Consider the following 26,563-nt stretch of genomic DNA (forward strand, 5'->3'; position numbering starts at 1 on the left):
GGGCGACATGCAGCAAGGAACCTGCTCATGACCGATACGAAAAACCTCACCCAGCTCGGCACCAACGTCGAGGCGCCACAGAGCCCTGAAGCGGCCGTCCTGGAAACCGTGCCGTTTTCGCGCGGCGACGGCCCGCCGGCCATCGTTCGCTTCACCTGCCCGGAATTCACCTCGCTCTGCCCGGTCACCGGCCAGCCGGACTTCGCCCATATCGTCATCGACTACGCACCCGATGCGCTGCTGGTGGAATCGAAGTCGCTCAAGCTGTTCATGACCTCGTTTCGCAACCACGGCGCCTTCCATGAAGAATGCACCGTCATGATCGGTCGCCGTATCATCGCCGCGACAAAGCCATTGTGGTTGCGCATCGGCGGCTATTGGTATCCGCGGGGCGGCATTCCGATCGACGTGTTCTGGCAAACCGGCGCACCGCCGGAAGGTGTGTGGCTGCCCGACACCGGCGTCGCGCCCTATCGCGGGCGCGGCTAATCGGACGGAGCGGCTCATCTGATCCCGGTCCGGCACAGGTTGGTCTCCAGGAAAGGCATCACCGCGTCGCGGTACCGCTGTTGGTCATAGCGATAGAGATCGACATGCCGCGCGCCGTCGAACCACACCAGCTTTGCGTGAGCGCCCGCCGCATCTTTCAACGCCAGTGTCTGGCTGCGAGCGACAAACGGATCCGAATTGCCTGCTAGCAGCAAGATCGGCCGATCAATCGTGCCGATGCGATCGACCGGCCTGACATCCTCTACCCCGAAGCCAAGGCGGAGCTGCATCTGCGCCAAGAGGACGGTCGCCTGTACGTCGCGTAACATAGGCAAGGGCGCTCGCAACGCCGTGGTTTCCAGCAAAGTCGCGTAGAGCTGCTCCAGGACATAGGCATCGGCATGCTCCTGCTGAGCGCCAAACACAAAAGCAGCCGCACCGAGCGACGAACCGATGGCCGCCACCTTGCGACCAGGGAAGCGTTGCCGCGCAAAGGCGAGGATGCGACTGGCGTCCTGCCGTTCGATGTAACCAAAGCCTCTGATATCGCCGCCGCTTTCGCCATGTCCCGACAGATCGAACAGCACGATCGAGTAGCCGCTTTCGAAAAGCAGCTTCGCTCTTGGAACCATGGCCAGCTTGTTTGAACCGCGTCCGTGTAACAGCACGATTGTTCCGCAACTGTCCTGCCGATCCGCCACCCAACCGGCAAGGTCGGGCGCGCCCTCCTGCTTTAGAACGCTGCGCTCCACCGGTAACCCCACAGGCAGCGTGAAGCTTTGCTGAGGCACGCGGGCCACCGCGCGGCTTCCTGCCTCCCAGCTGACAGCGGAGGCCAGGACGCAAACCGCCGCGAATAAAGCAACCACGACAGGACCTCTTCTCATCGATCGGTCACGTGCACTTCGCATCAGTTGAGCGGCAGCCGCCGGTAGCGGCTGGGATTGTTCGGGTCGCTGAAATGGCCCATCGGCCCGTGTTCGGCGAAGTGGCCCGCCCAGCGCTTCATCGAAGCCGGATCGAGTTCGACGCCCAGGCCATGCCCCTCCGGCACACGCACCGTGTTGCCGGTCTGCCGGAAAGGGCCGTCCTTGATGACATCGCCGATCTGCCAGCGAAACAGCGACTGCGATGCTTCGGTGATCCACGGTGTCGCCGCCACGACGTGCAAATAAGCCGATGTCATGATGCCGAGATCGTTCGAATAGCACCAGAACCCCTTGCCCATCGCCTCACAGGCGGCGATGAATTTCAGAGTTTTCGACAATCCGCCGAGTGCTGCGAAATTGCAGACGAAGTAATCCGGCGCACCGAGCGCGACTGCCCGCCTGAGATCCGGGATGTGCGTGGAGAACGGAATGCGCGAATGCTGGCGCAGCGCCGCCATCTCCTCGAAGGTCGCGACCGGATCCTCGTAATTGCGGATGTTGAACGGCTCGATCTCGCGCAGTACCCAGCGCGCTGTGGTTAGCGACCACTGCATGTTGGAATCGAGTTTGATCTGCGCCTTGTCGCCAAGCGCCTCGCGCAGCATGCGCACTGTCCTGATCTCGCGCTCGGGATCGCCCATGATCAGCTTGCCCTCGAAGATCGTCGAGCCGTGCTGTTCTCGCATGCCGAGACAATAGTCTACGATCGCTTCGGCGGTCATCTCGCCGCCGGCTCCGCCTTGAGCGGGGCGAAAGGCGAAATATTCCGAAAACGGAATGTCCTTGCGCACCGCGCCGCCGAGCAGCTTATAGAGCGGCATACCGAAGACCTTGCCTCTTATATCCCACAGCGCCAGTTCGACGGCGCCGAACGCCACCGTGGCTGCGTTCTCGCCGGTGTTGGCGGTGATCTGCCAGGGCGGCACACAGCGCGCCTCGCAGTCGGCGATGTCGAGCGGATCGGCGCCAATCAGCGCCGGCGCGATCTCGGCCTTGATCACCTCGCCGAAATGCCACCATGGCGCCTCGCCCAGTCCGACCACGCCTTCGTCCGTCTCGACCTCGATGATCGATTTCGAGGCGCCGCCGTAGAGACCAGCCGTCCACCAGAACGGAGCATCGAGCGGGACGTTGACGTGGGTGACGCGGATGTTGCTGATCTTCATCGGTTCCGTTCTCACTCACACTGGTATTGGCTCAGCGCCCATTCGCCGGTCACCGAGAGTAGGTCCGATATTTTCCAGTCGCCGTCGACTTTCCTGAATTTCCACTCCAGCCGGTGCGGGTTGCCGGCGACGACGAAGGCGACGACGACCTTGGCCTCGTCGCCCTTGATCGCTTCGATTGTCTTCAGGCTCTTGTCGATCTCCGCCTTGTCGTATTCGGAATTGTCGAGTGCCATGTTGGGATCGAGGCACTCGCCCTGCCCCGACGTCCGCAGCGCATCGCTCTTGTCGAGCACCGACTTTGCCGGGTCGGTGAAATGGCCCCGCTGAGCCGGATCGACCTCGAGCCCGGCATGCTCGTAGAACGGCTTCACCACCGCCGTCGGCGAGCCCGGCTGTGTGGCCGGCGCGTTTTCTGCCGGCGGCAAAACTGCCTTCGGCAGTGCCGCACTGTCGGCCGGCGCGTTTGCGGGCGGCGCGCCGAACAGGCCCTGAGCGGCGGCGCTGCTCAATCCGGCCAGCAGGCACGCAGTCGCCAAAAGCCAGGGATGGCAGCGGAGCACGGCATCACTCCGGCGACTGCCCGGCCAGGCATTCGAGCGCACTCAGCGTCCAGCCGCTGGTCTTCGAGGTGATGTCGGCGACCTTCCACTGGCCGTCGATCTTCTTCAACGACCAGACCATTTCGCGTTTGGAATCATCCCCTTCCGGAAAAAGGTTGAAGGTCGCCGTCACCTCGGCGCTGTCGCCATCCAGCGTTTCGGCCAGCGTCAGCGTCTTGGCCACGGTCTTCTCGTCATAGTCCTGCGCATCGAGACCAGGGGCGAAGTCGATGCAGGGAACTTCATCCGGATGGTTCTTTGCCGCATTGTCGTTCAGTTCGAACAGTTTCGTCACTGGCGCGGTGAAGCGGTCGCGATATTGTGCATCGGCCTCGAATTTGACCGACGGGACATAGAAGAACTTCACGGCGTTGGCAGCGGGGCCGGCAAACGCGGCCGCCGGCAAGGCCATCGAAAGCGCGGCAACAAAAAGTGGCAGTTTCATGCGTGTCCCCGATTGTTCACTGACGGAAGCTATCAGTACCACGCATCTTGCCCGTCGGCTTTCTTGCGGTCCATGAAATCCTGCAACGCGTCCTCTGCTGGCAACTCAGGCGTTCAGCCAGACGTTCTGGAGATCCATCTCGAAGGTTTGGTGGACACCGTAGTTCTTCACCTTCTCGTTCATGTGGCTGAACAGCTTCTGCCAAAACGGCTGAATGATGACGCCCGAATCCTGCAGGATCTGCTCGATGTCCTTCATGACCTCGCGGCGCTTCTCGACGTCGATGAGCGAGAGAGCCTGCTTGAGCTTGGCATCGAAATCAGGGTTCGAGTAGCCGGTTTCGTTCCAGGCCTCGCCGGTGCGATAGCCGAGCGCCAACACCTGGACGCCAAGCGGGCGCATGTACCAGATGGTCATGGAATAAGGATATTTCGTCCAGTCGTTCCAGAAGGTCGAACCCGGCAGCACCGTGCGTTTCACTTTGATCCCGGCATCGCGCAACTGGCCGGCAATCGCGTCGCCGGTGTTCTTTTGCCAATCGTCCTCGACGGTGATCAGTTCATGCTCGAAGTCGGCCTGCCCGGCCTCCGCCATCAGCTTCTTGGCGCCCGCGGCGTCCCGGGTCTTCTTGGGCAGCGCGTAGTATTCCGGATGAATCGGGCTGACGTGGTGGTTTTCACCAACTGTCCCTCGCCCGGCGTAACCAAGTTCGAGCACCGCCTGGTTGTCGACGGCCATCTGGAGGGCGTTGCGGACCCGCTTGTCATCGTAGGGCTTGTTCGTGATGTTGGTGCGGGCGACGAGCGTGGTCGCTGTCGCGACCTCCGATTTTACCAGTCCCATCTTGTCGAGGATTTCTATGAAGTCGGCAGGCGTCTCGAAGTTGAGATCGATTTCGCCGGAGTCGAATGCATTTATCGAGGCGTTGAAATCGGTTCCGTAGTCGATGAATTCGACGCCGTCGAGAAGCGCTTCACCACCCCACCATTTGCCAGTCTCACGACGTTTGACGACCGCTTTCTGGCCGACCGCATAAGACACCAGTTCGAACGGCCCGGTGCCAACCGGCTTCTCGATCGGATTGGCGCCGTCGGCGTCGAAGTTGCGATGGACCACCAGCGCCGGATAGTCGGTGAAGTTCGGGATCAGCGAGATGTCCGGTTCGTTCAGCTTCAGCTTCACCGTGTTGTCGTCGACCTTGGTGATCGCTCCTTCCCTGGCCTTGCCGGTCTTTGCATCAATCAGCGCACCGACGCGCGCGGCCATCGAATTGCCGGCGGCAGCCTTCTCGCACCAGCGCGTCAGATTGTAGACCACATCTTCGGCACTAAAAGCATCGCCGTTGTTCCAGGCGATGCCCTTGCGAACATGCAGCACATATTCGGTGGCGTCGTCGTTGACCTCCCAACTTTCGAGCAGAACCGGCTCGAAAGTGAACTGGCGGGTGTAGCGGACAAGCGGCTCCAGCCAGCAGCGTGAAATGTTCGCGAGTTCCACCCAGTCGTAGGTGCGCGGATCCTTTTGTGCCTTCACCGACATCGAAACGTGGAGCGTGCCGCCTTTCTTCGGCTCTTCAGCCAAAGCCCGCTGCGGGACGGCAAGGCCGATCATGCCGTAGGCAAAGGCCGTCGATGCGCCGAAGGCGCTTGCCAGAGCCAGAAACTCGCGCCGATCCACACGACCTGCACGAGCCTCGCTGGCCATCGCTTCGATGGCGCTCGGTACGCGATCACCGTTGCTTCTGAAGAGTGTCATTTTTTCCTCCGTTATGGTTCCCATCGGGTCTTCGCCCGTTATCAACTAACGCTGTCCGGCAGTTTCTCCTCGCGCCGCGCAATCAAATCTTTGAGACCATCGGCGATGCCCTCGTCGAGCTTCGGCTCCTCGTAATCGGCGAGCATGTTGCGCGCTTTCTCGCGGCCGCGGGTGTCGTGGTCCTTTGCTCCTTCCGCCTTCCACTGTTCGAACGAATTGAAGTCCATGATGCTCGGTATGAAGAAGGCGGACTCGAAATGTTCGAGCGTGTGCTGGGTGCCGAGGAAATGGCCCTGCGGTCCGACCTCGCGGATAGCCGCCATAGCCTCCTTGAAATCGTCGAATGGCAACCCGCCAGCATATTTGTACCAGCCGACAAGCTGCTCGCAGTCGGTGGCAAATTTCGAATAGCCGCAGGTCAGGCCGGCCTCGAGCCAACCGGCGGAGTGCCAGATGTAGTTGGCGCCGGCAAGGATGGCGGCATGCATCAGCATGTTCGCCTCGTAGCCCGCCTGGGCGTCGTTCAGCTTCGAGCCGACATGGAAACCGGACGTGCGCCACGGCAGCCGATACTTCCGCGCCAGCGCGCCCATGAGGTACATCATCTGGGCCGCCTCCGGCGTGCCGCCCATGGGAGCGCCGGTCTTCATGTCGACCGTCACCATGAACTGTCCGTAGATCTGCGGCGAACCCGGACGCAACAGCTGTGTGAACGCGACGCCCGCCAGCGCTTCGGCGTTGACCTGCGCGACCGCACCGACGGCAGAGGCCGAAGTCGAGGCGCCGCAAAGGGCGAAGGGCGCGAGAATCAGCGGCTGGTTGTGGCGCGCATAGACTTTCATCGCGTCCAGCATGGTGGCATCCCAGACCAACGGCGAATTGCAGTTGGTGATCGCCACCAGGACCGGGTTGTCGCGGACATAGTCCTCGCCGAACACGATGCCCGCCATCGCCATCGTGTCTTCGGCTCGATCCCTGGACGTCACGATACCCATGAACGGCTTGTCGGAGTGCTTCAGCGCCGAATGGATGATGTGGAGGTGACGTTTCGGCACTGGAATTTCCATCGGCTCGCAGATGATCGAGCTCGACGAGTGCAGCGCCGGCGCCATGTAGGCGAGCTTGTGGAAATTGTTGAGGTCGGCGAGTGTGCCGTAGCGCCTGTTGTTGTCGAGGTCGCGCACGTATGGCGCGCCATACATCGGCACGAAGATTGAGTTGTTGCCACCCACACGTACGGAACGCTGGGGATTCCTCGCATTGAGCGTAAATTCCGACGGGACCTTCGAGATGAGCTCCATCAGCAGGGCGCGGTCGACGCGGACCCTTGTCTCCGAGACATCGGCGCCCGCCGCCTTCCACATTGCGATCGCCTCGTCGTCGCGGAACTCGCATCCCACCTCTTCGAGGATCGAGAGCGATTCCTGGTGGATCAGCTCCACCGCCTCGTCCGGAACCATCTGATACACCGGAATCTTGCGGACCAGGGTCGGAAATGACGCAACGGGTGCGCCTCGCAGCGCCTTGCGCCCCAGGCGGCCACCCGCGCGACGATTGGTATGTTCGCTCACTTCAACGGCCGGTGCGTTCATGGAGGCTCCATCTTCCTGTCTCGACCAATCTAGCCAGACAAAATGCAGCTGTGACGCTGGAAAATCCTGATCTCTTGTATAAGGTCAGCTTATGCGAAGCTTGCGCCACCTGCTGCCGTCGGCGGGCAGCCTGATCGTTTTTGAGGCCGCCGGGCGGCTGTCGAGCTTTACCGCCGCCGGACGGGAGCTCGGCATGACGCAGGCTGCCGTGTCCTATGCGATCCGCGGGCTCGAAGAACAGCTCGGCGCCAAACTCTTCCAGCGCCGCCATCGGCAAGTCAGCCTTACAGAGGCCGGCGACCGCTTCCATGCCGACGTCTCGCTCGGCCTGTCGCACATTCGCAAGTCGGCGGAGGATCTGCGCCAGATCGCCGTCGGCGCGCATGTGACGCTCGCCGCCTCGACGGCCTTCGCCTCATTCTGGATGATGCCGCGCCTGCAGCAGTTTCGCGACGAATTACCGGGCATCGACCTGCGCATCCAGACCGCCGACCGCGATCTCGACATCATCGCCGAGGACATCCCGCTCGGCGTCCGCGGCGGCGAGCCCAGGGAATGGCCGGATTATCATTCCCTGCCGTTGGCCGATGAAGTGATATTCCCCGTCGCCGGCGCGAGTTATGTGGCCCGGTTCGGGCTGCCGGAGCGTGTCGCGGACCTTCAATCGCACCGCCTCATCCATCTCGAAGAGCCGTTTCGCGAGGCCGCGAGCTGGGACGAGTGGTTCGCCTCGGCCGGTGTCGACATCGCCGATGCCGGACGTGGCTTGCGCATCAACGACTATGCGCTGGTGATCCAGGCAGTCATGGAAGGGCAAGGCATCGCGCTCGGCTGGGGTCACCTCGCCGAGCGGCTGCTGGCATCAGGGCTGCTGGTGCGCGTCACCGGCCACGCGATGACGACCGGCAAGGGCTTTCATGTCATCTGGTCGAGGAACCGCGAGCTCAGCGACAACGCCCGCAAGGTGCGGGACTGGCTGGCAGCGCAGGCGTGATGCCGATAAATGCCCGGTCAAACCGTCACGACGATCTTGCCGAATTGTTCGTTCGCTTCGAGATAACGATGCGCCTCGACGATCTGGTCGAACGGAAAGGTTCTGGCGATTGCCGGCTTCAGCGAACCCGAGCTTAGTCCGTCAAGGATGAACGCCTTGGCGGCCTGCAGCCGGACCGGATCGCGCACGATCTCATGCATGAGATAACCGCGCAGCGTCAGTGTCTTCGCCAGCACTGCAGGTAGCGGAAAGGGTGTCGGGTCGAGGCTCAAGCCGCCATATTCGATGAGAATGCCACCCGGTGCCATCGCTGCCGTCAGAGGCTCGAAAATCGGACCGCCGACGGCGTCGAACACCACGCGCACGCCGTCCGGGCCGGCGATTTCCTTCAGCCTGGCCTCCAGATCTTCTTCCGCCGAAGCGATGACGTGGGCCGCGCCGAACGCAACCAAAGCCCGCTTCTTGGCGGACGTCCGCGTGACCGCGATCGGGGTCGCGCCAACCAGGTTGGCGATCTGGATCGCCGCAAGTCCGACACTGCTCGAGGCCGCGGTGATAACGACAAAGTCGTCCCGGCCAAGTTGGGCAATGTCGATCAGCGCACCATAGGCCGTGAGATATTGCATCCACGCGGCGGCCGCCTCTTCCCAGCTCAGCGCCGGCGGGTGCTTGACGACGAGCTCGGCGGGGTATGTGGCAATCTCACCATAGGCAGGCCAGCGTACCATCGACAATGGCGGCACGATGCTGACGGCATCGCCCGGCGCAACACTGCTCACGCCTTCGCCGACCACCTCGACGACACCCGCCGCCTCAAGCCCAAGACCCGAAGGTAAGGGCGCAGTCTGGATATATCTGCCTGAACGCAGCAGCGCCTCGGCCCGGTTGAGACCCAACGCCTTGACACGGATCTGGACCTCGCCTCGCCCGGGCGCAGGCATGTCGACATTCTCGATGCGCAGAACCTCGGGACCACCAAGCTCATGAAAACGAACGACACGCGCCATCGGTCACAACTCCAAAACATTTGAACTGAATCAGCTATGCCAGCGGCGATCAGGCCGATAAATAGCCGCTTGAGTAGATCAGCAGAAACTGTAGGTTTTGAATATGGATCGCCTTACGAGCATGGCCGTGTTCGTCAAAGCCGTCGACCTTGGCTCGTTCGCGGCCGCGGCGACCGCGCTCGATCTGTCCGGGCCGATGGTCGGCAAGCATGTCCGGTTTCTCGAGGAGCGCCTGAGCGTGCGCCTCATCAACCGGACCACACGCCGCCAAAGCCTGACCGATTTCGGGCGCGCCTATTACGAACGCTGCCGGCTGGTGCTTGCCGAAGCGGAGGCCGCGGATGCACTCGCCGCCGACCAGCTTGCCGAACCGCGCGGAAAGCTGCGCGTGCTCATGCCGGTGCATTTCGGCAGGCGCTGCGTTGCCCCGATCCTGTTCGGGCTTGCGCAGCAATATCCGGCGCTGGAACTTGATCTGTCGTTCAGCGACACCCTCGCCGACCTCGCCGAGGACGGCTGCGATCTTGCCATTAGAACGGGCGACCTGGAGGACCAGGCCGGGGTAATGGCGCGTCGCATCGCGCGCCAGCACATGGTCGTCTGCGCCTCGCCGTCCTATCTCGACCGGCACGGCCAGCCGCAGGAAATAGATGACCTGGGCAGCCATCACGCGATCATCTACCGCCGTTCCGGGCGCGCCGTTCAGCCGTGGCTGTTTCCGCGCAACGACCAGCTCGCGACGGAGATCCGGCCCGTCAGCAGATTGCGGCTCGACGATCTCGATGCCATCGCCGATGCCGCGGCCGCCGGCATGGGGCTCGCCTGGCTGCCGTACTGGCTGGTTCGCCGGCGCATCCAGGTAGGCGCGCTTGTCCTGCTATTGCCGGAACAATCCCGGTTTCTCTACGACGTTCATGCCCTTTGGTTGCAGACGCCTCATCTGCCGATGAAAGTCCGCCTTGCCGTCGATGCACTGGCGGCAGCGCTGCCCAAGCTCATGAGTTGAACGCGCTCGCGGTCAGCTGCGTGGATTTCCTCGAGAACGACCCGACGATTGAACAATAGTCTATATGGTAAGATTTCGAAAATACAGAAGGTAAACCAGAACAACTGTTAGCGATATCGAAATAATCGTCCAAATAGTGAACAAAATTACTCTTGCAATACGACTTTTTCGACGCTGTATCCATCGAGCGAAGTTTACCATTAAGTAATCTAGGATGACGTCCAAATGTCGCCTCCAACGGCCATTCGCTCCAGATTTTGGCCTTCGCCCGACTAAATCCACTAAGTCAATTGGGGGCCAAGCCCATTCACTTCAACAATATTCCTATCTCTACATCGTGGCGGGACAGCACCCCCCTCTGGCCTGCCGGCCATCTCCCCCGCAAGGGGGGAGATTGGCGGTTCATGCGTCCCGCCAACCTTTGAGACATTGGAGACTGGCGGAGGCCGAGGCGACATCCGATCTCCCCCCTTGCGGGGGAGATGGCCGGCAGGCCAGAGGGGGGTGGGACGGAGCGCAACGGAGCAGTCTCCCTGCCTTGCAACAATCAACGCTATTCTCCCCCTCCCGTATCGGCCACGAATCCGCCTATAGTGCTGCCATGCCGATCCGCCAGCTTTCCGAAACGATGATCAACCAGATCGCCGCGGGCGAAGTCATCGAGCGTCCGGCAAGCGTGGTCAAGGAACTGGTCGAGAACGCGCTCGATGCCGGCGCTACCAGAGTCGAGATCGTCACCGCCGGCGGCGGGCTGAACCTGATCCGCGTCAGCGATGACGGCTCGGGCATTCCGGAAAAGGAACTGGCGCTGGCGATCGCGCGCCATTGCACCTCCAAGCTCGCCGACGACATTCACGACATCCGCTCGCTCGGCTTTCGCGGCGAGGCCTTGCCTTCGATCGGCTCGGTGGCGCGGCTGTCGATCCGCTCGCGCACCGCGTCCAGTGAAAACGCCGCCGAGATCGGCATCGACGGCGGTCGCGTCTCCGCCGTCAGGCCGGCCGCCGCCAATCGCGGCACCACGGTCGAGGTGCGCGACCTGTTCTTCGCCACGCCGGCGCGGCTCAAGTTCATGAAGGGCGAGCGCGCCGAAAGCTCGGCCATCGGCGACGTGGTCAAGCGCATCGCCATCGCCTTCCCCGCCGTGCGCTTCACCCTGGCCGGCCCGGACCGCTCGACGCTGGAACTGCCGGCGACCGACGACAGCCCGGAAGGCCGGCTGCGCCGGGTGGCACAGGTGATGGGCGCCGACTTTCCGGACAATGCGATCGCCATCGACGCGACGCGGGACGGCGTGCATCTCGCCGGCCATGTCTCGGTCCCCTCCTTCACCCGCGCCAACGCGCTACAGCAATACGCCTATGTCAACGGCCGCCCGGTGCGTGACAAATTGATCGCCGGCGCCATTCGCGGCGCCTTCGCCGACGTGCTGCCGCGCGACCGCCATGCCGTCACTGTGCTGTTTCTGACGGTCGATCCGGCGATCGTCGACGTCAACGTCCACCCGGCCAAGGCAGACGTGCGCTTCCGCGACCCGGGGCTGGTGCGCGGGCTGATCGTCGGCGCCATCCGTGAAGCACTGGCCCATGCCGGCATCCGCGCCGCCACCACGGGGGCCGCCGGCATGATGGCGGCGTTCCGGCCAGGCGCGGCATCCTATGCGCATGGCGGGCCGGCCAACGGTCACCGCAGTTACGAGGCCGCCTATCGGGCCTCAGGCTTTGCCGGGTTCGATCCGGCCCGTTCGCCGCAGCGGCCGCTCGATATGGGCGGCGGCTTTGGCGAGGACGAGCAGGCGGCCTTCGGCGCCGGGCCGCCGCACAGTGCCGACGCGCGCGCCGGACAGGACCAGGCGGCAGAGACGCTGCTCGGCACGGCATTGGGCGCGGCGCGCGCACAAGTGCATGAGAACTACATTGTCGCCCAGACCAGGGATTCGCTCGTCATCGTCGACCAGCATGCGGCGCATGAGCGGCTGGTCTATGAGGCCTTGAAGAACGCCCTCCACTCACGCGCGGTGCCGTCACAGATGCTGCTGCTGCCCGAGATCGTCGATCTGTCGGAGGAAGACGCCGAACGGCTCGCCATGCACTCCGAGACGCTGGCCCGCTTCGGGCTCGGCATCGAGCGCTTCGGTCCCGGTGCCGTCGCGGTGCGCGAGACGCCGTCGATGCTCGGCGAGACCAACGTCCAGCAGCTGGTGCGCGACCTCGCCGACGAGATCGCCGACAACGATACGGTCGACACGCTGAAGGAGCGGCTGGACAAAATAGCCGCGACCATGGCCTGCCACGGCTCGGTGCGCTCCGGCCGTCTGCTCAAACCGGAAGAGATGAACGCGCTGCTGCGGCAGATGGAGGCGACGCCCGGCTCCGGCACCTGCAACCACGGCCGCCCCACCTACGTCGAGCTCAAGCTCGCCGACATCGAGAGGCTGTTCGGCAGGCGGTAAGCCTTACCCTGCGCAATGCCAAGCGGGCACCCGCTCAGTTCACCATTTTATGATACTTTTTGGTTTTAGGAGAGAAAGCATAGTCCATGCTACAGCCGGCACCGCCGCCGCGAAAGTTTACCGAAATAATCTCGACGGTTTTTTCCGTCTGTTTTTGAACGTTCATGTAGATTGGCGTCATCAGCATACCCGCGTCGCAATCTTCGTCATCGAAAGCGATCTCTTGAACGACTTTCTTGCTGCGCTTGCTGATGACTAGCAACTTTTCCATGCAAATGCCGGCGTCGGTTTTCGCGTAGATTCTCGCAAATCTATCGGTGGCGGTCTGCGCCCAGAACGGGATCTCAACGGTTCCGTCAATCTTCCCGTCGCCGGTATCGTCGAGGCTCGCAACTTTCTTGAGCGTAACGGGATGGTTGTCCGCACCCTTGCTCCAGGCTCCTGTTGCGCCGCTTTCATCAATGTCGAAAGAAAATGGGCATCCAGTGGTGTCGACGGGCGTTTTCGATCCCATGACCAGCACCCGGTCGAATTCCTTGTCGTCCGCAATCTCGCAAAGGGATACGCTGGTGCCGTTGATCTTGCCGTACACTGCTATCGGGCTTTGCTTCGCGTCGTAGAAATAGCTCCCCTCGACCGTAATCCCGCTGCCGAAACTGTCATTCCTCTGCAGCGACAGGTGGACTGGGTTAGGCCCAATGAAACCTTCGTAATTTTCGACCTATACCAACCCGCGGCGGCTTTTTGGCTGAGCAGCAACACGAAAAAAACTGCGGAGATAAACTGCATTCCCATGTCGACCCTTACTGCGCTTCGCCAATGCGATCAACATAGACACCCGCCTGGCTCGTGTCTGCATCGCAATGGCCGTCAGTAGCCGGTTTGAGTCGGGAAAAAGGCCTCAACTAACTGATTCATCTCTTCAAATTCACCACGATGACGCCACCAAGCGCCAGCGCGCCGCCGAGGATGCCGAGCAGCGTCGGCACCTCGCCCAGCCAGAAGAAGCCGATCAGCGTCGCGACCGGCGAGACCAGGTAGAGGAAATTGGAAGCGCGCGCGGCGGGCAGCCGGGAAAGTGCTGTTGCCCACGCGGCATAGGCGATGAGGCTGGGCACGATGCCAAGAAAGATGACCGCGCCGAGCCCGGCCGTATCGGCGACGGCCGCCTGCGCCAGACCGCTCGGCAGGAACGGCGACAGGCAGAGCGCGCCAAGCACCATGTTCGAGGCAGAGATCGTCAGCGGGTGGTGGCGGCCAAACAGCGGCTTCTGGACGATGGTGTTGACGGCCGAGCACAATGCCGAGCCGAGGACAAGCAGCGCACCACTGTTGAAATGCAGCCCTTGCCCCTCGCCCATGGCGATGATGCCGATACCGGCGAAGGACAGGAATGTGCCGGCCCAGGCCAGGCCCGAGAAGCGCTCGCCGAGCAGCGCCATGGCCATGATGGCGGTGAAGATCGGGCTGACATTGATGATGAAGCCGGCCGCACCGGCCGAAACGGTCAGTTCGCCGAAATTGAGCATCACCGTGTACAGCGCGACGAAGACGGCACCACCGAAGACAAAGCGCCAGAGTTCATCGAGCCTGGGCAGTGCCGGCCGCTTGACAGCGAGGAAGATCGCCGCCGGAACCGCGGCGATGGCAAAGCGCAGCGCGCCAAGTTCCAGCGGCCCGAAAGCGGCAAGGCCGGCGCGGATCGCCGGAAAGGCCGAGGCCCAGCCGACCACCGTCAGCGCCACCGCGATGGCAGCCGCGGCATCCATGCGCTGTGTCGTATTCAACGTGCCGGTGTAAGCGCTCATCTGGGTGTCCTCGCGATCCAATGCCATGAAGTAGAGAAACGCTATTGCGGGTCGGTTGACAAACGAACAAATCGAGGATCACCTGTGACTATGGATCACAGCTTAGACCCGATGCTGCCGCTCGAAACGCTGCGCGCCTTCGACGCCGCGGCTCGGACCGGCAGCTTTTCGGCTGCGGCCGAGAAGCTCAATATCACCCATGGCGCCGTCAGCCGGCAGATCGCCAAGCTCGAGGGTTGGCTCGGGCTGAAAGTCTTCGATCGCGGCGCGCGCGGCGTCTCGCTGACCGTCGAGGGCAACCGCCTGCATCTGCGCACCACCGAAGCCTTCGCCCTGATCGCCAGCAATTCGGATCGCTGGGTTGAGCCGCGCGGCACGGCGGTGGTGCGGCTGACCTCGATCCCCTCAGTCAGCGGGCTGTGGCTGATGCCGCGCATGGCGGCGCTGGAGCACCACCCGTCCAAGCTACGCATCATGCTCGACGTCGACATCCGCCAGGGCGATCTTGCCGACGAAGGCATCGACCTGTCGATCCGCTGCGGGCGCGGCCGCATTCCGGGCCGGGTCTCGGTGCAGCTTTTCGAAGAATATGTGTTCCCGGTCGCCTCGCCGGAATTGGCCAGGGAGATCGGCCGCGGAGATCCTGCCCGGCTGCTCGAATTTCCGGTGATCAACGATTCCGACGCTTCGGCCTGGCGCGCCTGGTTTGCGGCGCAGGAGATGGACTATCGGCCGCGGCCGCACGACCGCCGTTTCGAGGACTACAACCTCGTGCTCGACGCCGCCGCGCACGGGCTCGGCATTGCGCTGGCACGTCCGCCGTTGACGGTGGACCAATTGAAGTCGGGCCGCATCGTCGCCGTCGACGAACGCAGCGTTCTCAGCCCGATATCCTACTGGCTCGACCGGCCGCTGGGGCGGCCGCGCGCAGCCGCCGCCGAACTCGCCCGGCGCATCGCCGTCCAGGCCGGGCTGCCAGCGGAAAAGATCGAGCAGTTTATCACGGCCGAGGAATGAGATGCCTAAGGCGCGTCGCGTTCGACCGGCATCATGCGACGTGCTTCAGGTTCTTGTCTTTATGCATGTCGCGGAAAACCGCCGCACACTTTTGCGCGACATGCATTGGCATTCGCTTTGCCGGCTTGTTTGAGCAAGTGTCGCCAGAAACAGAACCAGGCAAGGCCAACCAAGCTTGACCTCGCCGCAATTTGTGGCGATGACATCGTCATGAATTTCGGCACCACCCCATGATGAACCGTTTCGAAGGACCCGGCGGCAAGGAAGCCCGCATCCGCTATCTCGATGGCGACTTCCAGGTGACCAGCCCCGGCGCCTTCGTGCGCTGCGCGGTGACCGGCGAGAGCATCCCGCTCGACGAGCTTAAATACTGGAGTGTCGCCAGGCAGGAACCCTATGTGAATGCCGCCGCCTCGCTGCGCCGCGAGATCGAAGCGCATCCGGAACTGCGCCGCCGACGCTAGTCCAGCGCAAATGGAGAGTCGCCCCGTTGCGACCCTGCGCCCTCTGCCGCCGCGTCAGGCCGGCAACGCCGAAACCTTAAAGGCTATCTTGAAATAAAAAACCCGCCTCGCGCTCGAAGGCGGGTCACCGGCGAATCATCACCATACTCAAATTAGTAGCATAGCTGCCGGCACAAAGCAAGAACAAAATACGCTCGACCGGCGGAAAGCTGCAAATTCCAGTCCTACATCGCCTCGGTGCTCAAGCTGCTGATCGGCCCCTCAGCCTGCGCTGCCGCCAGGCATCCAGCGTCTCGTCGATAATGCGCTGCGGCACGTGGTCAAGCTCGAACACAGTGTCGATCTTCAGCACATCGAGTCCTTCGAGGAATTCCGGCGGTGCTGCGCCGTGACGCAGGCGGGCAGCGTCCTTGGCGGTGGTAATGAGGCCAAGCCCGGCTTTACGTGCTGTCGCCGCCAATTCGGCAAGCTCGTCCGCACTGTAGAAATGATGGTCAGGAAATGGTCGGGTCAGCGCAAGCTCGCCCCCGGCCTCGCTTACGGTGTCGAAAAACCTGTCGGGATGACCGATGCCGGCGAACGCCAGGAACCGCCTGCCGGCCAGCGTCACCTTGCTGCTCGGCGCGGTATGCGCCTCGAAGATCGGCCTGCCGGCGCGCGCTGCCTGGCGCACGACCGTATCGGCCGCGGTGCCCTCGCCCATTTTCAGCAAGGCGCTGGTGAAGACCAATTGGTCGACGATGTTTGCCCGCAGCGGCCCGCCGGGGATGACGCAGCCATTGCCGATGCCATGGCGCGCGTCGACGACGACGAGCGCATAGTCGATGTGGATGCGCGCGCTCTGAAAACCGTCATCCATGATCAGGAAATCGCAGCCGAGCTTCTCCAGCAGAAGCCTGGCGCCGGCGGCCCGGTTCGGCGTCACCGCGACCGGCGCGTGTTCGGCCAGAAGCAGCGGCTCGTCGCCGACATGCTTGGCGGCGTCGTGGCGCGGATCGACGATATGCGGCTGCGCGAAGGAGCCGCCATGGCCGCGCGACAGGAAACCCGGGTTGAGCTGCATGCGCCGGGCCTGCTCGGCCAATTCGATCGCCACCGGCGTCTTGCCGGTGCCGCCGACGGTGAAGTTGCCGACGCAGAGCACCGGCGCCTCGACCTTTTCGCGCGGTGCATGCCGCATGCGGCGACCGGCGACAAGCGCATAGATGGCGGAGAGCGGCGACAGCGCCGTGACCCGCCAGTCGGGCTCTTCCCACCAGAAGGGCGGCGCTTCCGAGGTCACGTCAGCGCCCGTTCGCGCCCTTCAGGCGCGACTTGACGACCAGCGGCTGGATATAGGGCTCGAGCGACCTGAGCGTATGTGCCAGCGCACCGCGCATCTCGTCGACCGTCGCCGCGCCGGCCGCCATCATCTCATGGCGGGCCGCCTCGTTGGTCAAAAGGAAATTGACGGCGCCGGCTAGCATATCGCGGTCGCGCACCAGCTTGGCGCCGCCGCTATCGAGCAGGCGCTGATAGGCCTCGCGAAAATTCTGGACATTGCGGCCGGCAAGCACCGCCGTGTCCAGCATGGCCGGTTCCAGCGGGTTCTGGCCGCCCTCGGAAGTCAGCGAACGGCCGACAAAGGCGATTTCCGTCAGTCTCAGATAAAGCCCCATCTCGCCGATCGTGTCGCCGAGCAGAATATCGGTGTCGGCAGTGATCCTGTCGCCCTTGCTGCGCTGCGCCAGCTTCAGGCCCATGCCGGAAATCTGGGCGGCCAGCTGCCCGGCGCGATCGGGATGGCGCGGCACGATGATCGTCAAAAGCCCGTGGTGGCGCTTGTGCAGCATGGCGTGGACTTCGGCGGCGACCGCCTCTTCGCCATCATGGGTCGAGATCGCCGCCCAGGTCGGGCGACCGCCGATCTGGCGTTTCAGCGCCGCCAGTGCTCGCTCGTCGGCCGGCGGCGGCGCGGTGTCGACCTTGAGATTGCCGGACACGGTGACCGGCCGGGCGCCGAGCGAAAGGAAGCGCTCGCCATCGAGATCCGATTGGGCAACGACATGGGCGAGATTCTCGAACAATGCTTCGGCAATGTTGGCGCGCTTCTTCCAGGATTTGAAAGAGCGGTCGGACAGCCTGCCATTGACCAGAACCTGCGGCACGCGGCGGGCGCCGAGTTCCAGGATGGTCATCGGCCAGATCTCCGATTCGGCGATGATCGCCAGGTCCGGCTGCCAATGGTCGAGGAAGCGGCTGACCGCCGGCTTGAGGTCGAGCGGCACATATTGGTGGATGATGCGGTCGCCCAGCCGTTCTTCGGCGACCTGCGCCGAGGTGACGGTGCCTGTGGTCAGCACGATGTTGACGCCGTAATCGAGAATGCTCTCGACCAGCGGCACGACGGCGATGGTCTCGCCGACGCTGGCTGCATGGATCCAGATCACCGGGCCTTCGGGGCGCTCGCGTCCGGCGACGCCGTAGCGTTCACGCCGGCGAATGCGGTCCTCCTTGCCTCTGGAAGTGCGCCAGGCGACGTAAGGTCCGACCAGCGGGTAGGCGGCGGCCCCGGCGAAACGGTATGCCGTCAGGAAGGCGCGCGCCCAGCGCATACTCATTTCGAACCGTCCACAAGCCGATAGGCCTCGGCGGTCGCGGCATTGAGCGAGGCCGTGACCTCCTGGCGCTTGCGTTCCATTTCCGCGGCGTCGGCGTTGGCCGGCACGAAGACGGGCGTGCCGACGACAATCGAGGAGCGGCCGAAGGGCAGGTTGATCGTCGTCTTGTCCCAGCTGCCCTCGATCACCTTGCGGCGGCTGGTGGCTATCGCGGCAGGCAGGATCGGCCGGCCGGACAGCCGCGCCAGGAGGACGACACCCAGCCCCGCATCGCGTGGCGTTCCGTGGGGAATATCAGCTATCATGGCGACATTCTTGCCGGTGGCGAGCGACTTTTTGAGGGCGATGAGCGCCTTGGCCCCGCCCTTGTCGAGATGCCTTGCGCTTTGGCGCCCGCCAGAGCCGCGCACCGCCTCGATGCCGAATTTCTCGACCATCAGCGCGTTGAGCTCGGCATCGGCGCTGCGCGACACCATGGCAACCAGCGGCCGTCCCTTGGGATAATAGGCCGGGGTCAGCAAATGCTGGCCGTGCCAGAGGGCGATGATGCCAGGCTCGAGCTGCGCATAGGCGCCGCCGGAAAACTTGGCCGATCCGTCGACCATGCGGTTGGTCAAGCGGACAAGGCGGACGAAATACGCAAACAGCGCGGCAAGCGCATTCTTGACGAATCGCGACTGCGCCAGCGGTTCGCGGATCTTGCGCCAGAACGTCTTCGGCTTGCGACGTCTGACCGCCGACCGCGGGGCTGAACGCTTGACCGCTTCATGGTTCATCGATGTCAACCGACAGCCTTGTTTTCGGGGTCGAGCAGGCGGTGCAGGTGAACGACGAAATAGCGCATATGGGCATTGTCGACACTAGCTTGCGCCTTGGCCTTCCAGACGGCGTGCGCCGATTGGTAGTCCGGATAAATGCCGACGATGTCGAGCGCGTCGAGATCGCGGAATTCGGTGCCGCCCAGCTTCTTGAGTTCGCCGCCGAACACCAGGTGCAAAAGCTGTTTCTTTCCGTCTTCAGCGGCCATGTCGATCCTTCACATATCGTGAGTTTGGGACAGGTCTAGACCAAAGCCGCCGACTTTGGAACTATTGATAGCGCTCAATTGTCCAGCCCGGCGATGACGCCCGCGAGCACGGCGAGGAGTTCGCCGCTGCCGGCGGCGAGCGGTCCGTGACGGATCACTTCGCCGGCATAGAGCGGCGCGCGGCCGTGCCGATCGAGCACGGCGCCGCCTGCCTCGCGCAGGATGAGATCGGCCGCAGCGATGTCCCAGTCATGCGCGTTGGCCTTGACGAAGGTGGCATCGAGCTGGCCGCCGGCGATCATCGCCAGCCGGTAGGCGAGCGAAGGAATATAGGGCACCCGCTTCAGCCGTTTGTGCCATTTCGCCGGCAGCAGGTCGATCATCGGCTTCGGTCCGGCGATTTCGGCCGTTTCCGACGGCGGACGCACGCTGATGCGCTTGCCATTCAGGAACGCGCCCTCGCCGGGCAGCGCCCAATAGATCTCGCCCTTCGCCGGACAGTCGAGCACGCCGGCAAGCGTGCGGCCGTTCTCGACCACCGCTACGCTGACGCACCATGTGGGCAAGCCCTCGAGGAAGCCGCGCGTGCCGTCGATCGGATCGACGACGAAGGTGCGGCGCGCGATAAGCCTTACCGGGTCGTCGACGGTTTCCTCCGACAGCCAGCCATAGTCCGGCCGGGCCGCCAGCAAGGTTTCGCGCAGATATTTGTCGGCGGCGTGATCGGCTTCGCTGACCGGCGAGGTGCCGCCCTTCATCCACACCTGCGGATTGTTGTTGAAGTACTGCATGGCGATGAGCCCTGCCTCGCGGGCCGCGTCGCGCAGCAGCTGCAGGTCTTCAGTAGCGCCGGCCGAGACGGCCGGATCAAGCTCCGGCAAGGGTCATTCCTTCGATCAAAAGCGTGGGCGCGGCAGTGCCGAAATTGCGATCGAGATCGCTCGCCGGAACCATGTTGAGGAACATGGTTTTCAAATTGGAGGCGATGGTCACCTCGGCGACGGGATAGGCCAGCTCGCCGTTTTCGATCCAGAAGCCGGAAGCGCCGCGGCTGTACTCGCCTGTCACCATGTCGACGCCCTGGCCGAACACTTCGGTGACGTAGAAGCCGGTCTTGAGCGACTTGATCAGCTCTTCCGGCGTCCGTTCGCCAGGCTCGATTGCGAGATTGGTCGATGACGGCGAGACGGACGAGCCGCTGCGCGAGCCGCGCCCATTTGTGACAAGGCCGAGCTCCCGCGCTGCCGAGGTCGACAGGAACCAGTGGTTGAGCACGCCCTTGTCGACCATGAACAGTTTTTCGCCCTCGACGCCTTCGCCGTCGAACGGGCGCGAGGCCTGGCCGCGGCGCCGGAGCGGCTCGTCGGTGACGGTAATTGCGGCCGAAGCCACCTTCTTGCCCATCATGTCGCGCAGAAAGCTGGTCTTGCGCGCCACGGCGGCGCCATTGATGGCACCGGCGAGATGGCCGGCAATGCCGCGAGCCACGCGCGGATCGAACACCACGTCGACCGGCCCGGTCGCAGCCTTGCGCGCGCCAATACGGCGTACGGCGCGCTCGCCGGCCTTGCGGCCGATGTCTTCCGGCGCGTCGAGATCGGAAAAATGCTGGCGCGAAGAGAATTCGTAATCGCGCTCCATGCCGGTGCCCTCGCCGGCGATCACGCTGGTCGAGCGCGAAAAGCGCGACGCGACATAATGGCCGACAAACCCATGCGAAGTGGCGAGCACAAGGCCGCCCAGCCCGGCACTGGCGCTACTGCCGGCCGAATTGGTGACGCCCCTGACGGCAAGCGCCGCCGCCTCGGCGGCAAGGGCTGCTTCCTTCAACTGGTCGGCCGATACCTGAGTGGCGTCGAACAGATCGAGGTCGCGCGGCGTCTTGACCAGCAAGGCCGGATCGGCGAGACCCTGATAGGGATCTTCGGGCGACACTTTGGCCATGGCGACGGCACGCTCGGCCAGCATATTGGGGTTGGATGCCGCCGTTGCCGAAACGCTCGCTACCCGCTTGCCGACGAAGACACGCAGCGAGACGTCCTCGCTCTCGGACGCCTCTGTGCCTTCGACCTTGCCGAGCCGCACCGACACGCCGGTCGAACGGCCGCGCACCGCAACCGCATCCGCGGCATCGGCGCCGGCCCGTTTGGCAGCCTCGACCAGGGCTGCGACGCGATCGGTCAGTTTCGCTGCGTCGAGCGTATCGGTCATGCGCATGATCCTGTTATTTCCGGCCGGCAGAAGGGCAGCCGTTGCTGCACCATCTATTGTCCCGGTGCGGCTTCTGCAATGGGAGAAGCGGACAATCAGGGGGTATCCAGCCCAGGTCGGCGCGACTTGATCGCAACCCGACGGCGAAATGTTCGATCGATCAGGCGCGGAAGCGATCAGCCGAAAACGCCGCGAGACGCGCTGGCTCGCCGCGACCAGTGATCAGCTCGGCGACTAGGCGCGCGGTGATCGGCGCGAGTGTCAGGCCGAGATGACCATGACCGAAGGCATGGATCACCCTGGAGGCGACGGACCGATGACCGGCCGGGAATCGGTGACATTCATCGAGTCCGGGAAGTACAGACCGCTGGCCCCGGTCGCGGGCAGGCCGAGCTCCAGCGCGGCCACCGCTTCCGGCATCAGAACCTCTTGATGGACGCCAAACCCGGCGCGCAGCGCCCTGCCCCCAGCGGCCTTGGCGAAATCGCTCTCGCGACGATACAAGTAGAGACAGCCGTTGGAGCGCGGCAAGTCTGCCAGGTCAGCGTCCGCCACCACCTCCTCCCAGGCCGTCAGGGGCTCGGCCAGCAGACCGGCGAGCGCCAGCGCATTGGCGCGGGTGGCCGCCGGAAGCGATTGGCGCACGAATTGGAGGCATTGAAAGAGTGCCGCCGGAGCAGGCGATCTTCCTGCAGGTGTTCATGCCCACATTCTTCGTCGCCGCGGCGGAGACGCTGGCCACGCTGATACTGGGCTTCCCCCTCGCCTGCCTCATCGCCTCCGTGCCCAAGGGCCTCGCATGATGATCCTGTTTCTCCTCCTGATCCTCGTTCCGGTTCCCTTATCGTTCAACAGCGGCGCCTTCTTCATCTTTCCGCTGGAGGGGATTTCGACGCGCTGGTACGCGGTCGTGCTCGGCACCCAACGCTGGCAATCGGCGATCGGGAACAGCCTGATCGTTGCGTTCGGGACGACGCTGATCGCAACGACACTCGGCACGTTTGCAGCGATTGCGCTTTCCGACGAAAAGTTTCCCGGCCGCCGCATCGTCATGCCGCTGCTGCTGTCGCCCCTGATCGTGCCGGTGGTGATCACCGCCGTTGGCTCATAGCATGTGCGGCAGTCAGCCTGTAGAGTTGGGATCGGCTGGATCCACCCACGGGCGGCCCAATCGTGTCACCATCGCCGCGTACCCGACGGCACCTGCCGCCCAAAGAAAGATGCCAAGCTCTTTGACGGCGTCTTCGGCGATGTCGACCGCCGAATCCGAGGTTGGAAACAGCTCTCCCAGCTGGTCGATGGCTGCTGACATCGCGAGTAGGAAGCCTGCGGCCACAAATACGATCGTGCCCTCGAATGTCTTCCGTCGCAGCCGAAAGAACCAGAACAACCCGGCGACGGCATAGGCAATCATGGGAACAATCTCTGGTATCGCAACAACGGGCAGCACGTCCTCATGGATCAACAACAGGTCATCGAGGCCCAAAACCAGGGTAAGGCCGCCGAGAAACGTGCAATCCCATCGGCGCGTGAGCCGACCAGCAAACAGGGTCGCAGCGCCGGTGCCGATCCATAATGAGGCACCTAGAGACGAAATCCACCCCGTATAGAAGCCGACGTCGGCGGCTGCAGATGGATCTCGATAGAAGATCGTAGCGTCCAGACCAAGAATTTGCGCGACGAACAGCGCTGCCAAGAGCATCACAACGTTAATCGCTGCGGCCGCAAGTATGACCAAGCGCCAGGACATTGTCCATTCGCCGCCATGCTTTGCGTCCAGCGCGTTCTTGTCTGGCATTGTGCCCAGGCCCATTCTGAGTACGCTGGCCGCTAGCTCCGCTGCGCCGCGAACTCCGCCAGCACTATGCCGGCCCACCATGATCGCGGCAACACACGGAACGGTTGCAGCGCTTCGCCCATGACCAGTCGTCGTGGTGCAGTTCCCGGCCAGTGCCAACGGCCGCGCGAAAAGCTCTCCCGGCAATCACCGCCGCCGGCACGCTGATGATGGGTCTGTCGATGTTCGTCGTCGCTAATCTTCTGGCCGACGGAGCCAGCGGCGGCCTGGCCTGACATGTAATTGGTCCAAATCTGACGCGTCGGTCAGCCCAACCTATCGTCAGGGACCAGCCACCGGCGTCCAGATCACGTCGTCGACCCTGAGCGCGCCGGTGGCGAGCATTACCAGCCGGTCGAAGCCGAGCGCGGCGCCGCTCGCCTGCGGTATGATGGCGAGCGCGGCGAGGAAATCCTCGTCGATCGGGTAGCGTTCGCCATAGACGCGCTGCTTCTCGTCCATCTCGGCGGCAAAGCGCCGGCGCTGCTCGGCCGGATCGGTCAATTCGCCAAAGGCGTTGGCGAGCTCGACGCCGCAGCAATAGAGCTCGAAGCGCTCGGCGGTGCGTGGATCGTCGGCGCTCGGCCGGGCCAATGCCGCCTCCGAGATCGGGTAGCCGTAGAGGATTGTGGCACACCCCTGCCCCAGCGCCGGTTCGATTTTTTCGACCATCACCCGGCTGAACAGGTCGGCCCAATTGTCGTCGGGCGCGGTCCGCAATTCGGCCTGGACCAAGGCGGCATGCAAGCCCTCGCGGTCGGTGCTGCCGTCGGCTGCTACCGTCGCCAGCAGATCGATGCCGGCATGGCGCATGAAGGCCTCGGCGACGCTCAACCGTTCCGGCTCGGCAAACGGGTCGGCCTCGCGGCCGCGGAAGCTAAGACGCTTTGCGCCCGCCCGTTCGGCCGCCAGCGCGACGAGCTCGGCGCAATCGCGCATCAGGCTCTCATAGGTCTCGCCGACGCGGTACCATTCGAGCATGGTGAACTCAGGATGGTGCAAGGGGCCGCGCTCGCGGTTGCGCCACACAGCCCCGAAGCTGAAGATGCGCTCTTCGCCGGCAGCAAGCAGCTTCTTGCAGGCGAATTCTGGCGAAGTATGGAGATAGAGCGGCTGGCGCTGCCCGTCCGGCCCGATCGCCTCGGTGGCAAAGGCCGACAGGTGCGCTTCATTGCCGGGCGAGACCTGCAGGGCCGATGTCTCCACCTCGACGAAGTCGCGGCGGGCGAACCAGTCGCGCATGCCGGCGGCAATGGCGTTGCGCAGAATCAGCCGCGGCCGGCGGTCGGCGTGGACATGCGGCGTCCACCACGGCGAAGCGGCGGTCATCGGCTTCAGGGGAATTGCACAGAGGGCTGGCGATTGCGGCCAAGATGCGCTAGGCCGCACGCAACGGCCTCTCCAGCCGATTTGCGCCAACAAATTTTATCAGGATGGAAACCCGTGAAGGTCATCGCCAGCTCCTTACGTAAAGGCAACGTCGTCGAAAAGGACGGCAAGCTTTATGTGATCCTCTTTGCCGAAAACATTCATCCTGGCAAGGGTACGCCGGTCACCCAGCTCGACATGCGGCGCATCTCCGACGGGGTAAAGGTTTCCGAGCGTTATCGCACCACAGAGCAGGTCGAGCGCGCCTATGTCGAGGAGCGCGAGCACACGTTCCTCTATCGCGACGGCGAAGGCTTTCACTTCATGAACCCGGAGACCTATGATCAGGTCGCGGTGCCGGAAAGCGTGGTCGGCGACATGGCGCCTTATCTGGTGGAAGGGATGCCGGTACAGATCTCGCAATACAACAACATCGCCATCTCGCTGGTGCTGCCGCAGCGCGCCACTTTCGAGGTGGTCGAGACCGAGCCGGTGACCAAGGGCCAAACGGCATCCTCATCCTACAAGCCGGCAACGCTGTCCAACGGCGTGCGCACCCTGGTGCCACCACACATCAGCGCCGGCACCCGCGTGGTGGTGATGACGGCCGATGGCGCCTATGTCGAGCGCGCGAAGGATTGAGGCGCGAAGCTCGCCGAAAGCGTCGCGGCGGCCGGTCATCGTCTACCGCTTTGTGCCAGGGGCTTTCGAGTATTGGGACGCTGCACGCAGACCGAAGCGTCAACGCCCCAGCCAGTTCTTTCCTATTGCACGACGCCAGCGGGCAATCTGTGAGCCTCGAGCAATGCCGACCGTCCCTTTCGCCAGGTGCCAGGTGGAATGCCGACGAACTTTTTGAAGGCGCGATTGAAGGCGGCTTCCGACTCGTAGCCGACCTCGGCACCCGCCTGCGCGATGCTCATTCCGGGCCGTTCGAGCAGACGTCCCGCCAGTTGCAGACGCCAGCGAGCAAGATAGTGCATCGGCGAAACCCCGACATAGTGGGTAAAGCGGCTCGCAAACGCCGTGCGTGAGAGCCCCACTTCGCGGGCGAGCCGGTCCAATGTCCATTCCTCCCTGGGGCGAGCGTGAATAAGCCGGAGCGCCTCGCCGACATGTGGATCCCGTAGGCCTGACAGCCAGCCGCGCGAATCGTCGGGGAGGGTCTCGAGATGGCGGCGGATGATCTCGACAAACATTAGCTCGCTCAGCTTGGCAAGGATCGTTTCACAGCCCGCCCGCCCACTGCCACCTTCTGCCAGCGCCAGCCGAAAAAGGTCGATAACCCAGCTGCTTCCATCGGCGGGCTTGCGGGCACACAGGATGGCCGGCAATGCGGCGAGGAGAGGATTGAAGGGACGCGCATCGCACCCAAGATACCCGCAAATGAACCGGGTCCGCTCGTCTCCCCCGCCCCCATGGATCACCGCGAACGGCAGGCTCTCGTCTATCGGCCGATAATACATCGCCATATTGGGTTCGCCCCGCGCCCCCGGCGAGGAGCTCAACACATTCGGAACACCACCGGGGAAGACAACGACATCACCAGCGTTCACGAGCACCGGGGGGACGGAATCGTCTGCCAGCGCGGCCCAGCACGACCCCGACATCACGGCATGAAAAGAGATGATGTGCTCTGCCTCCGGCATGACGGCGGCGGCAATGTCGGCAGTGCCCGGCGACTCGCCGACCCAGGGAGAACTGGCGTCGACGTCGAAATAGATCGCACCGGTGAGGCGAACGGCCCGGAGCACATCGGAAAGGACATCCATGCACTACACCTCCGGAAACGAT

At 63.6% G+C, this 26,563-nt stretch carries 29 protein-coding genes; 10 read left to right on the plus strand and 19 right to left on the minus strand.

Annotated elements, in window-relative coordinates:
- The first annotated feature begins 27 nt into the window (after positions 1–27).
- Positions 28–489, plus strand: coding sequence for a preQ(1) synthase (gene queF / locus NKJ12_RS14080; RefSeq protein ID WP_023674394.1), 462 nt, complete (start codon positions 28–30; stop codon positions 487–489).
- 14 nt (positions 490–503) lie between these two features.
- Here queF and NKJ12_RS14085 read toward each other — a convergent pair whose 3' ends face one another.
- From NKJ12_RS14085 to NKJ12_RS14110, 6 genes are all read right to left on the minus strand, one after another.
- The gene (locus NKJ12_RS14085; RefSeq protein ID WP_352703262.1) at positions 504–1,289 is read right to left on the minus strand and encodes an alpha/beta hydrolase; all 786 of its coding nucleotides are present in this window, start codon (positions 1,287–1,289) and stop codon (positions 504–506) included.
- A 110-nt stretch (positions 1,290–1,399) separates the two neighbouring features.
- Positions 1,400–2,584 carry a mandelate racemase/muconate lactonizing enzyme family protein gene (locus NKJ12_RS14090; protein WP_352703264.1) on the minus strand — a complete coding sequence of 395 codons (1,185 nt, stop codon included), beginning with the start codon at positions 2,582–2,584 and terminating at the stop codon, positions 1,400–1,402.
- An 11-nt stretch (positions 2,585–2,595) separates the two neighbouring features.
- Complete coding sequence (locus tag NKJ12_RS14095; RefSeq protein ID WP_352703266.1) at positions 2,596–3,147, minus strand: hypothetical protein; 552 nt, start codon at positions 3,145–3,147, stop codon at positions 2,596–2,598.
- Positions 3,148–3,151: 4 nt separating this feature from the next.
- Entirely contained in the window at positions 3,152–3,631 is a 480-nt protein-coding gene (locus tag NKJ12_RS14100) for a DUF3828 domain-containing protein (RefSeq protein WP_352509574.1), read from the minus strand.
- A gap of 105 nt (positions 3,632–3,736) precedes the next feature.
- Positions 3,737–5,386, minus strand: a complete 1,650-nt coding sequence (locus NKJ12_RS14105) for an ABC transporter substrate-binding protein (RefSeq protein WP_352703268.1) — start codon at positions 5,384–5,386, stop codon at positions 3,737–3,739.
- Between the two features lie 41 nt (positions 5,387–5,427).
- The gene (locus NKJ12_RS14110; protein ID WP_352703270.1) at positions 5,428–6,978 is read right to left on the minus strand and encodes a trimethylamine methyltransferase family protein; all 1,551 of its coding nucleotides are present in this window, start codon (positions 6,976–6,978) and stop codon (positions 5,428–5,430) included.
- Between the two features lie 91 nt (positions 6,979–7,069).
- Between NKJ12_RS14110 and NKJ12_RS14115 the strand changes: the two genes are divergently transcribed.
- Entirely contained in the window at positions 7,070–7,972 is a 903-nt protein-coding gene (locus tag NKJ12_RS14115) for a LysR substrate-binding domain-containing protein (protein WP_352509569.1), read from the plus strand.
- A gap of 17 nt (positions 7,973–7,989) precedes the next feature.
- Here NKJ12_RS14115 and NKJ12_RS14120 read toward each other — a convergent pair whose 3' ends face one another.
- Entirely contained in the window at positions 7,990–8,979 is a 990-nt protein-coding gene (locus NKJ12_RS14120; RefSeq protein ID WP_352703272.1) for a zinc-dependent alcohol dehydrogenase family protein, read from the minus strand.
- 103 nt (positions 8,980–9,082) lie between these two features.
- On the opposite strand from NKJ12_RS14120, the gene NKJ12_RS14125 reads away from it, so the two are divergent.
- Positions 9,083–9,985, plus strand: a complete 903-nt coding sequence (locus NKJ12_RS14125) for a LysR family transcriptional regulator (RefSeq protein WP_352703274.1) — start codon at positions 9,083–9,085, stop codon at positions 9,983–9,985.
- A 601-nt stretch (positions 9,986–10,586) separates the two neighbouring features.
- Complete coding sequence (gene mutL / locus NKJ12_RS14130; protein ID WP_352703386.1) at positions 10,587–12,437, plus strand: DNA mismatch repair endonuclease MutL; 1,851 nt, start codon at positions 10,587–10,589, stop codon at positions 12,435–12,437.
- A gap of 34 nt (positions 12,438–12,471) precedes the next feature.
- Here the strand turns inward: mutL and NKJ12_RS14135 are convergent, their stop codons facing one another.
- Together NKJ12_RS14135 and NKJ12_RS14140 are read right to left on the minus strand one after the other, a co-directional pair.
- Complete coding sequence (locus NKJ12_RS14135; RefSeq protein WP_352703276.1) at positions 12,472–13,029, minus strand: hypothetical protein; 558 nt, start codon at positions 13,027–13,029, stop codon at positions 12,472–12,474.
- 322 nt (positions 13,030–13,351) lie between these two features.
- On the minus strand, positions 13,352–14,245 hold the full coding sequence (locus NKJ12_RS14140) for a DMT family transporter (RefSeq protein ID WP_352703278.1): 894 nt from the start codon (positions 14,243–14,245) through the stop codon (positions 13,352–13,354).
- 90 nt (positions 14,246–14,335) lie between these two features.
- On the opposite strand from NKJ12_RS14140, the gene NKJ12_RS14145 reads away from it, so the two are divergent.
- Positions 14,336–15,262 (plus strand): LysR family transcriptional regulator, encoded by a 927-nt coding sequence (locus NKJ12_RS14145; protein WP_352703280.1) that lies wholly within the window; start codon positions 14,336–14,338, stop codon positions 15,260–15,262.
- Between the two features lie 230 nt (positions 15,263–15,492).
- Entirely contained in the window at positions 15,493–15,726 is a 234-nt protein-coding gene (locus NKJ12_RS14150; protein ID WP_031211156.1) for a DUF2093 domain-containing protein, read from the plus strand.
- Positions 15,727–15,967: 241 nt separating this feature from the next.
- On the opposite strand, the gene lpxK is transcribed toward NKJ12_RS14150, so the two are convergent.
- The 7 genes from lpxK to NKJ12_RS14185 form a co-directional block, all read right to left on the minus strand.
- On the minus strand, positions 15,968–17,008 hold the full coding sequence (lpxK, locus tag NKJ12_RS14155) for a tetraacyldisaccharide 4'-kinase (protein ID WP_352703282.1): 1,041 nt from the start codon (positions 17,006–17,008) through the stop codon (positions 15,968–15,970).
- Between the two features lies 1 nt (position 17,009).
- Positions 17,010–18,326 carry a lipid IV(A) 3-deoxy-D-manno-octulosonic acid transferase gene (gene waaA / locus NKJ12_RS14160; protein ID WP_352703285.1) on the minus strand — a complete coding sequence of 439 codons (1,317 nt, stop codon included), beginning with the start codon at positions 18,324–18,326 and terminating at the stop codon, positions 17,010–17,012.
- Positions 18,323–19,102 (minus strand): lysophospholipid acyltransferase family protein, encoded by a 780-nt coding sequence (locus NKJ12_RS14165; RefSeq protein ID WP_352509467.1) that lies wholly within the window; start codon positions 19,100–19,102, stop codon positions 18,323–18,325. Before NKJ12_RS14165 ends, waaA begins: the two co-directional genes overlap by 4 nt.
- A gap of 5 nt (positions 19,103–19,107) precedes the next feature.
- Positions 19,108–19,353: a DUF4170 domain-containing protein gene (locus NKJ12_RS14170; RefSeq protein ID WP_023674378.1), complete on the minus strand. Its 246-nt coding sequence runs from the start codon at positions 19,351–19,353 to the stop codon at positions 19,108–19,110.
- A gap of 74 nt (positions 19,354–19,427) precedes the next feature.
- Positions 19,428–20,234, minus strand: a complete 807-nt coding sequence (locus NKJ12_RS14175) for a 3'(2'),5'-bisphosphate nucleotidase CysQ (protein WP_352703287.1) — start codon at positions 20,232–20,234, stop codon at positions 19,428–19,430.
- Positions 20,221–21,564 carry a TldD/PmbA family protein gene (locus NKJ12_RS14180; RefSeq protein WP_352703289.1) on the minus strand — a complete coding sequence of 448 codons (1,344 nt, stop codon included), beginning with the start codon at positions 21,562–21,564 and terminating at the stop codon, positions 20,221–20,223. Before NKJ12_RS14180 ends, NKJ12_RS14175 begins: the two co-directional genes overlap by 14 nt.
- A 160-nt stretch (positions 21,565–21,724) precedes the next feature.
- Complete coding sequence (locus NKJ12_RS14185) at positions 21,725–22,078, minus strand: FAD-dependent oxidoreductase (RefSeq protein ID WP_352703388.1); 354 nt, start codon at positions 22,076–22,078, stop codon at positions 21,725–21,727.
- Positions 22,079–22,229: 151 nt separating this feature from the next.
- On the opposite strand from NKJ12_RS14185, the gene NKJ12_RS14190 reads away from it, so the two are divergent.
- Positions 22,230–22,367, plus strand: coding sequence for a hypothetical protein (locus tag NKJ12_RS14190; protein WP_352703291.1), 138 nt, complete (start codon positions 22,230–22,232; stop codon positions 22,365–22,367).
- Positions 22,364–22,675, plus strand: a complete 312-nt coding sequence (locus NKJ12_RS14195) for an ABC transporter permease (protein ID WP_352703293.1) — start codon at positions 22,364–22,366, stop codon at positions 22,673–22,675. The genes NKJ12_RS14190 and NKJ12_RS14195 overlap by 4 nt, the downstream gene beginning before the upstream one ends.
- 12 nt (positions 22,676–22,687) lie before the next feature.
- Here the strand turns inward: NKJ12_RS14195 and NKJ12_RS14200 are convergent, their stop codons facing one another.
- On the minus strand, positions 22,688–23,362 hold the full coding sequence (locus NKJ12_RS14200) for a DUF8692 domain-containing protein (protein WP_352703296.1): 675 nt from the start codon (positions 23,360–23,362) through the stop codon (positions 22,688–22,690).
- Positions 23,363–23,466: 104 nt separating this feature from the next.
- Here NKJ12_RS14200 and NKJ12_RS14205 point away from each other — a divergent pair, with 104 nt between their 5' ends.
- A complete protein-coding gene (locus NKJ12_RS14205; RefSeq protein WP_352703298.1) occupies positions 23,467–23,637 on the plus strand; it encodes a hypothetical protein in 171 nt (56 codons plus the stop codon).
- Positions 23,638–23,683: 46 nt separating this feature from the next.
- On the opposite strand, the gene epmA is transcribed toward NKJ12_RS14205, so the two are convergent.
- Positions 23,684–24,730, minus strand: coding sequence for an EF-P lysine aminoacylase EpmA (gene epmA / locus NKJ12_RS14210; protein WP_352703300.1), 1,047 nt, complete (start codon positions 24,728–24,730; stop codon positions 23,684–23,686).
- A 114-nt stretch (positions 24,731–24,844) separates the two neighbouring features.
- On the opposite strand from epmA, the gene efp reads away from it, so the two are divergent.
- Positions 24,845–25,411 (plus strand): elongation factor P, encoded by a 567-nt coding sequence (gene efp, locus NKJ12_RS14215; RefSeq protein ID WP_023674374.1) that lies wholly within the window; start codon positions 24,845–24,847, stop codon positions 25,409–25,411.
- Between the two features lie 122 nt (positions 25,412–25,533).
- On the opposite strand, the gene NKJ12_RS14220 is transcribed toward efp, so the two are convergent.
- Complete coding sequence (locus NKJ12_RS14220; protein ID WP_352479928.1) at positions 25,534–26,541, minus strand: AraC family transcriptional regulator; 1,008 nt, start codon at positions 26,539–26,541, stop codon at positions 25,534–25,536.
- Between the last annotated feature and the right edge of the window lie 22 nt (positions 26,542–26,563).

The sequence above is a fragment of the Mesorhizobium sp. M0195 genome (genome assembly GCF_040322115.1).
In the GTDB taxonomy this organism is placed as follows: Bacteria; Pseudomonadota; Alphaproteobacteria; order Rhizobiales; family Rhizobiaceae; genus Mesorhizobium.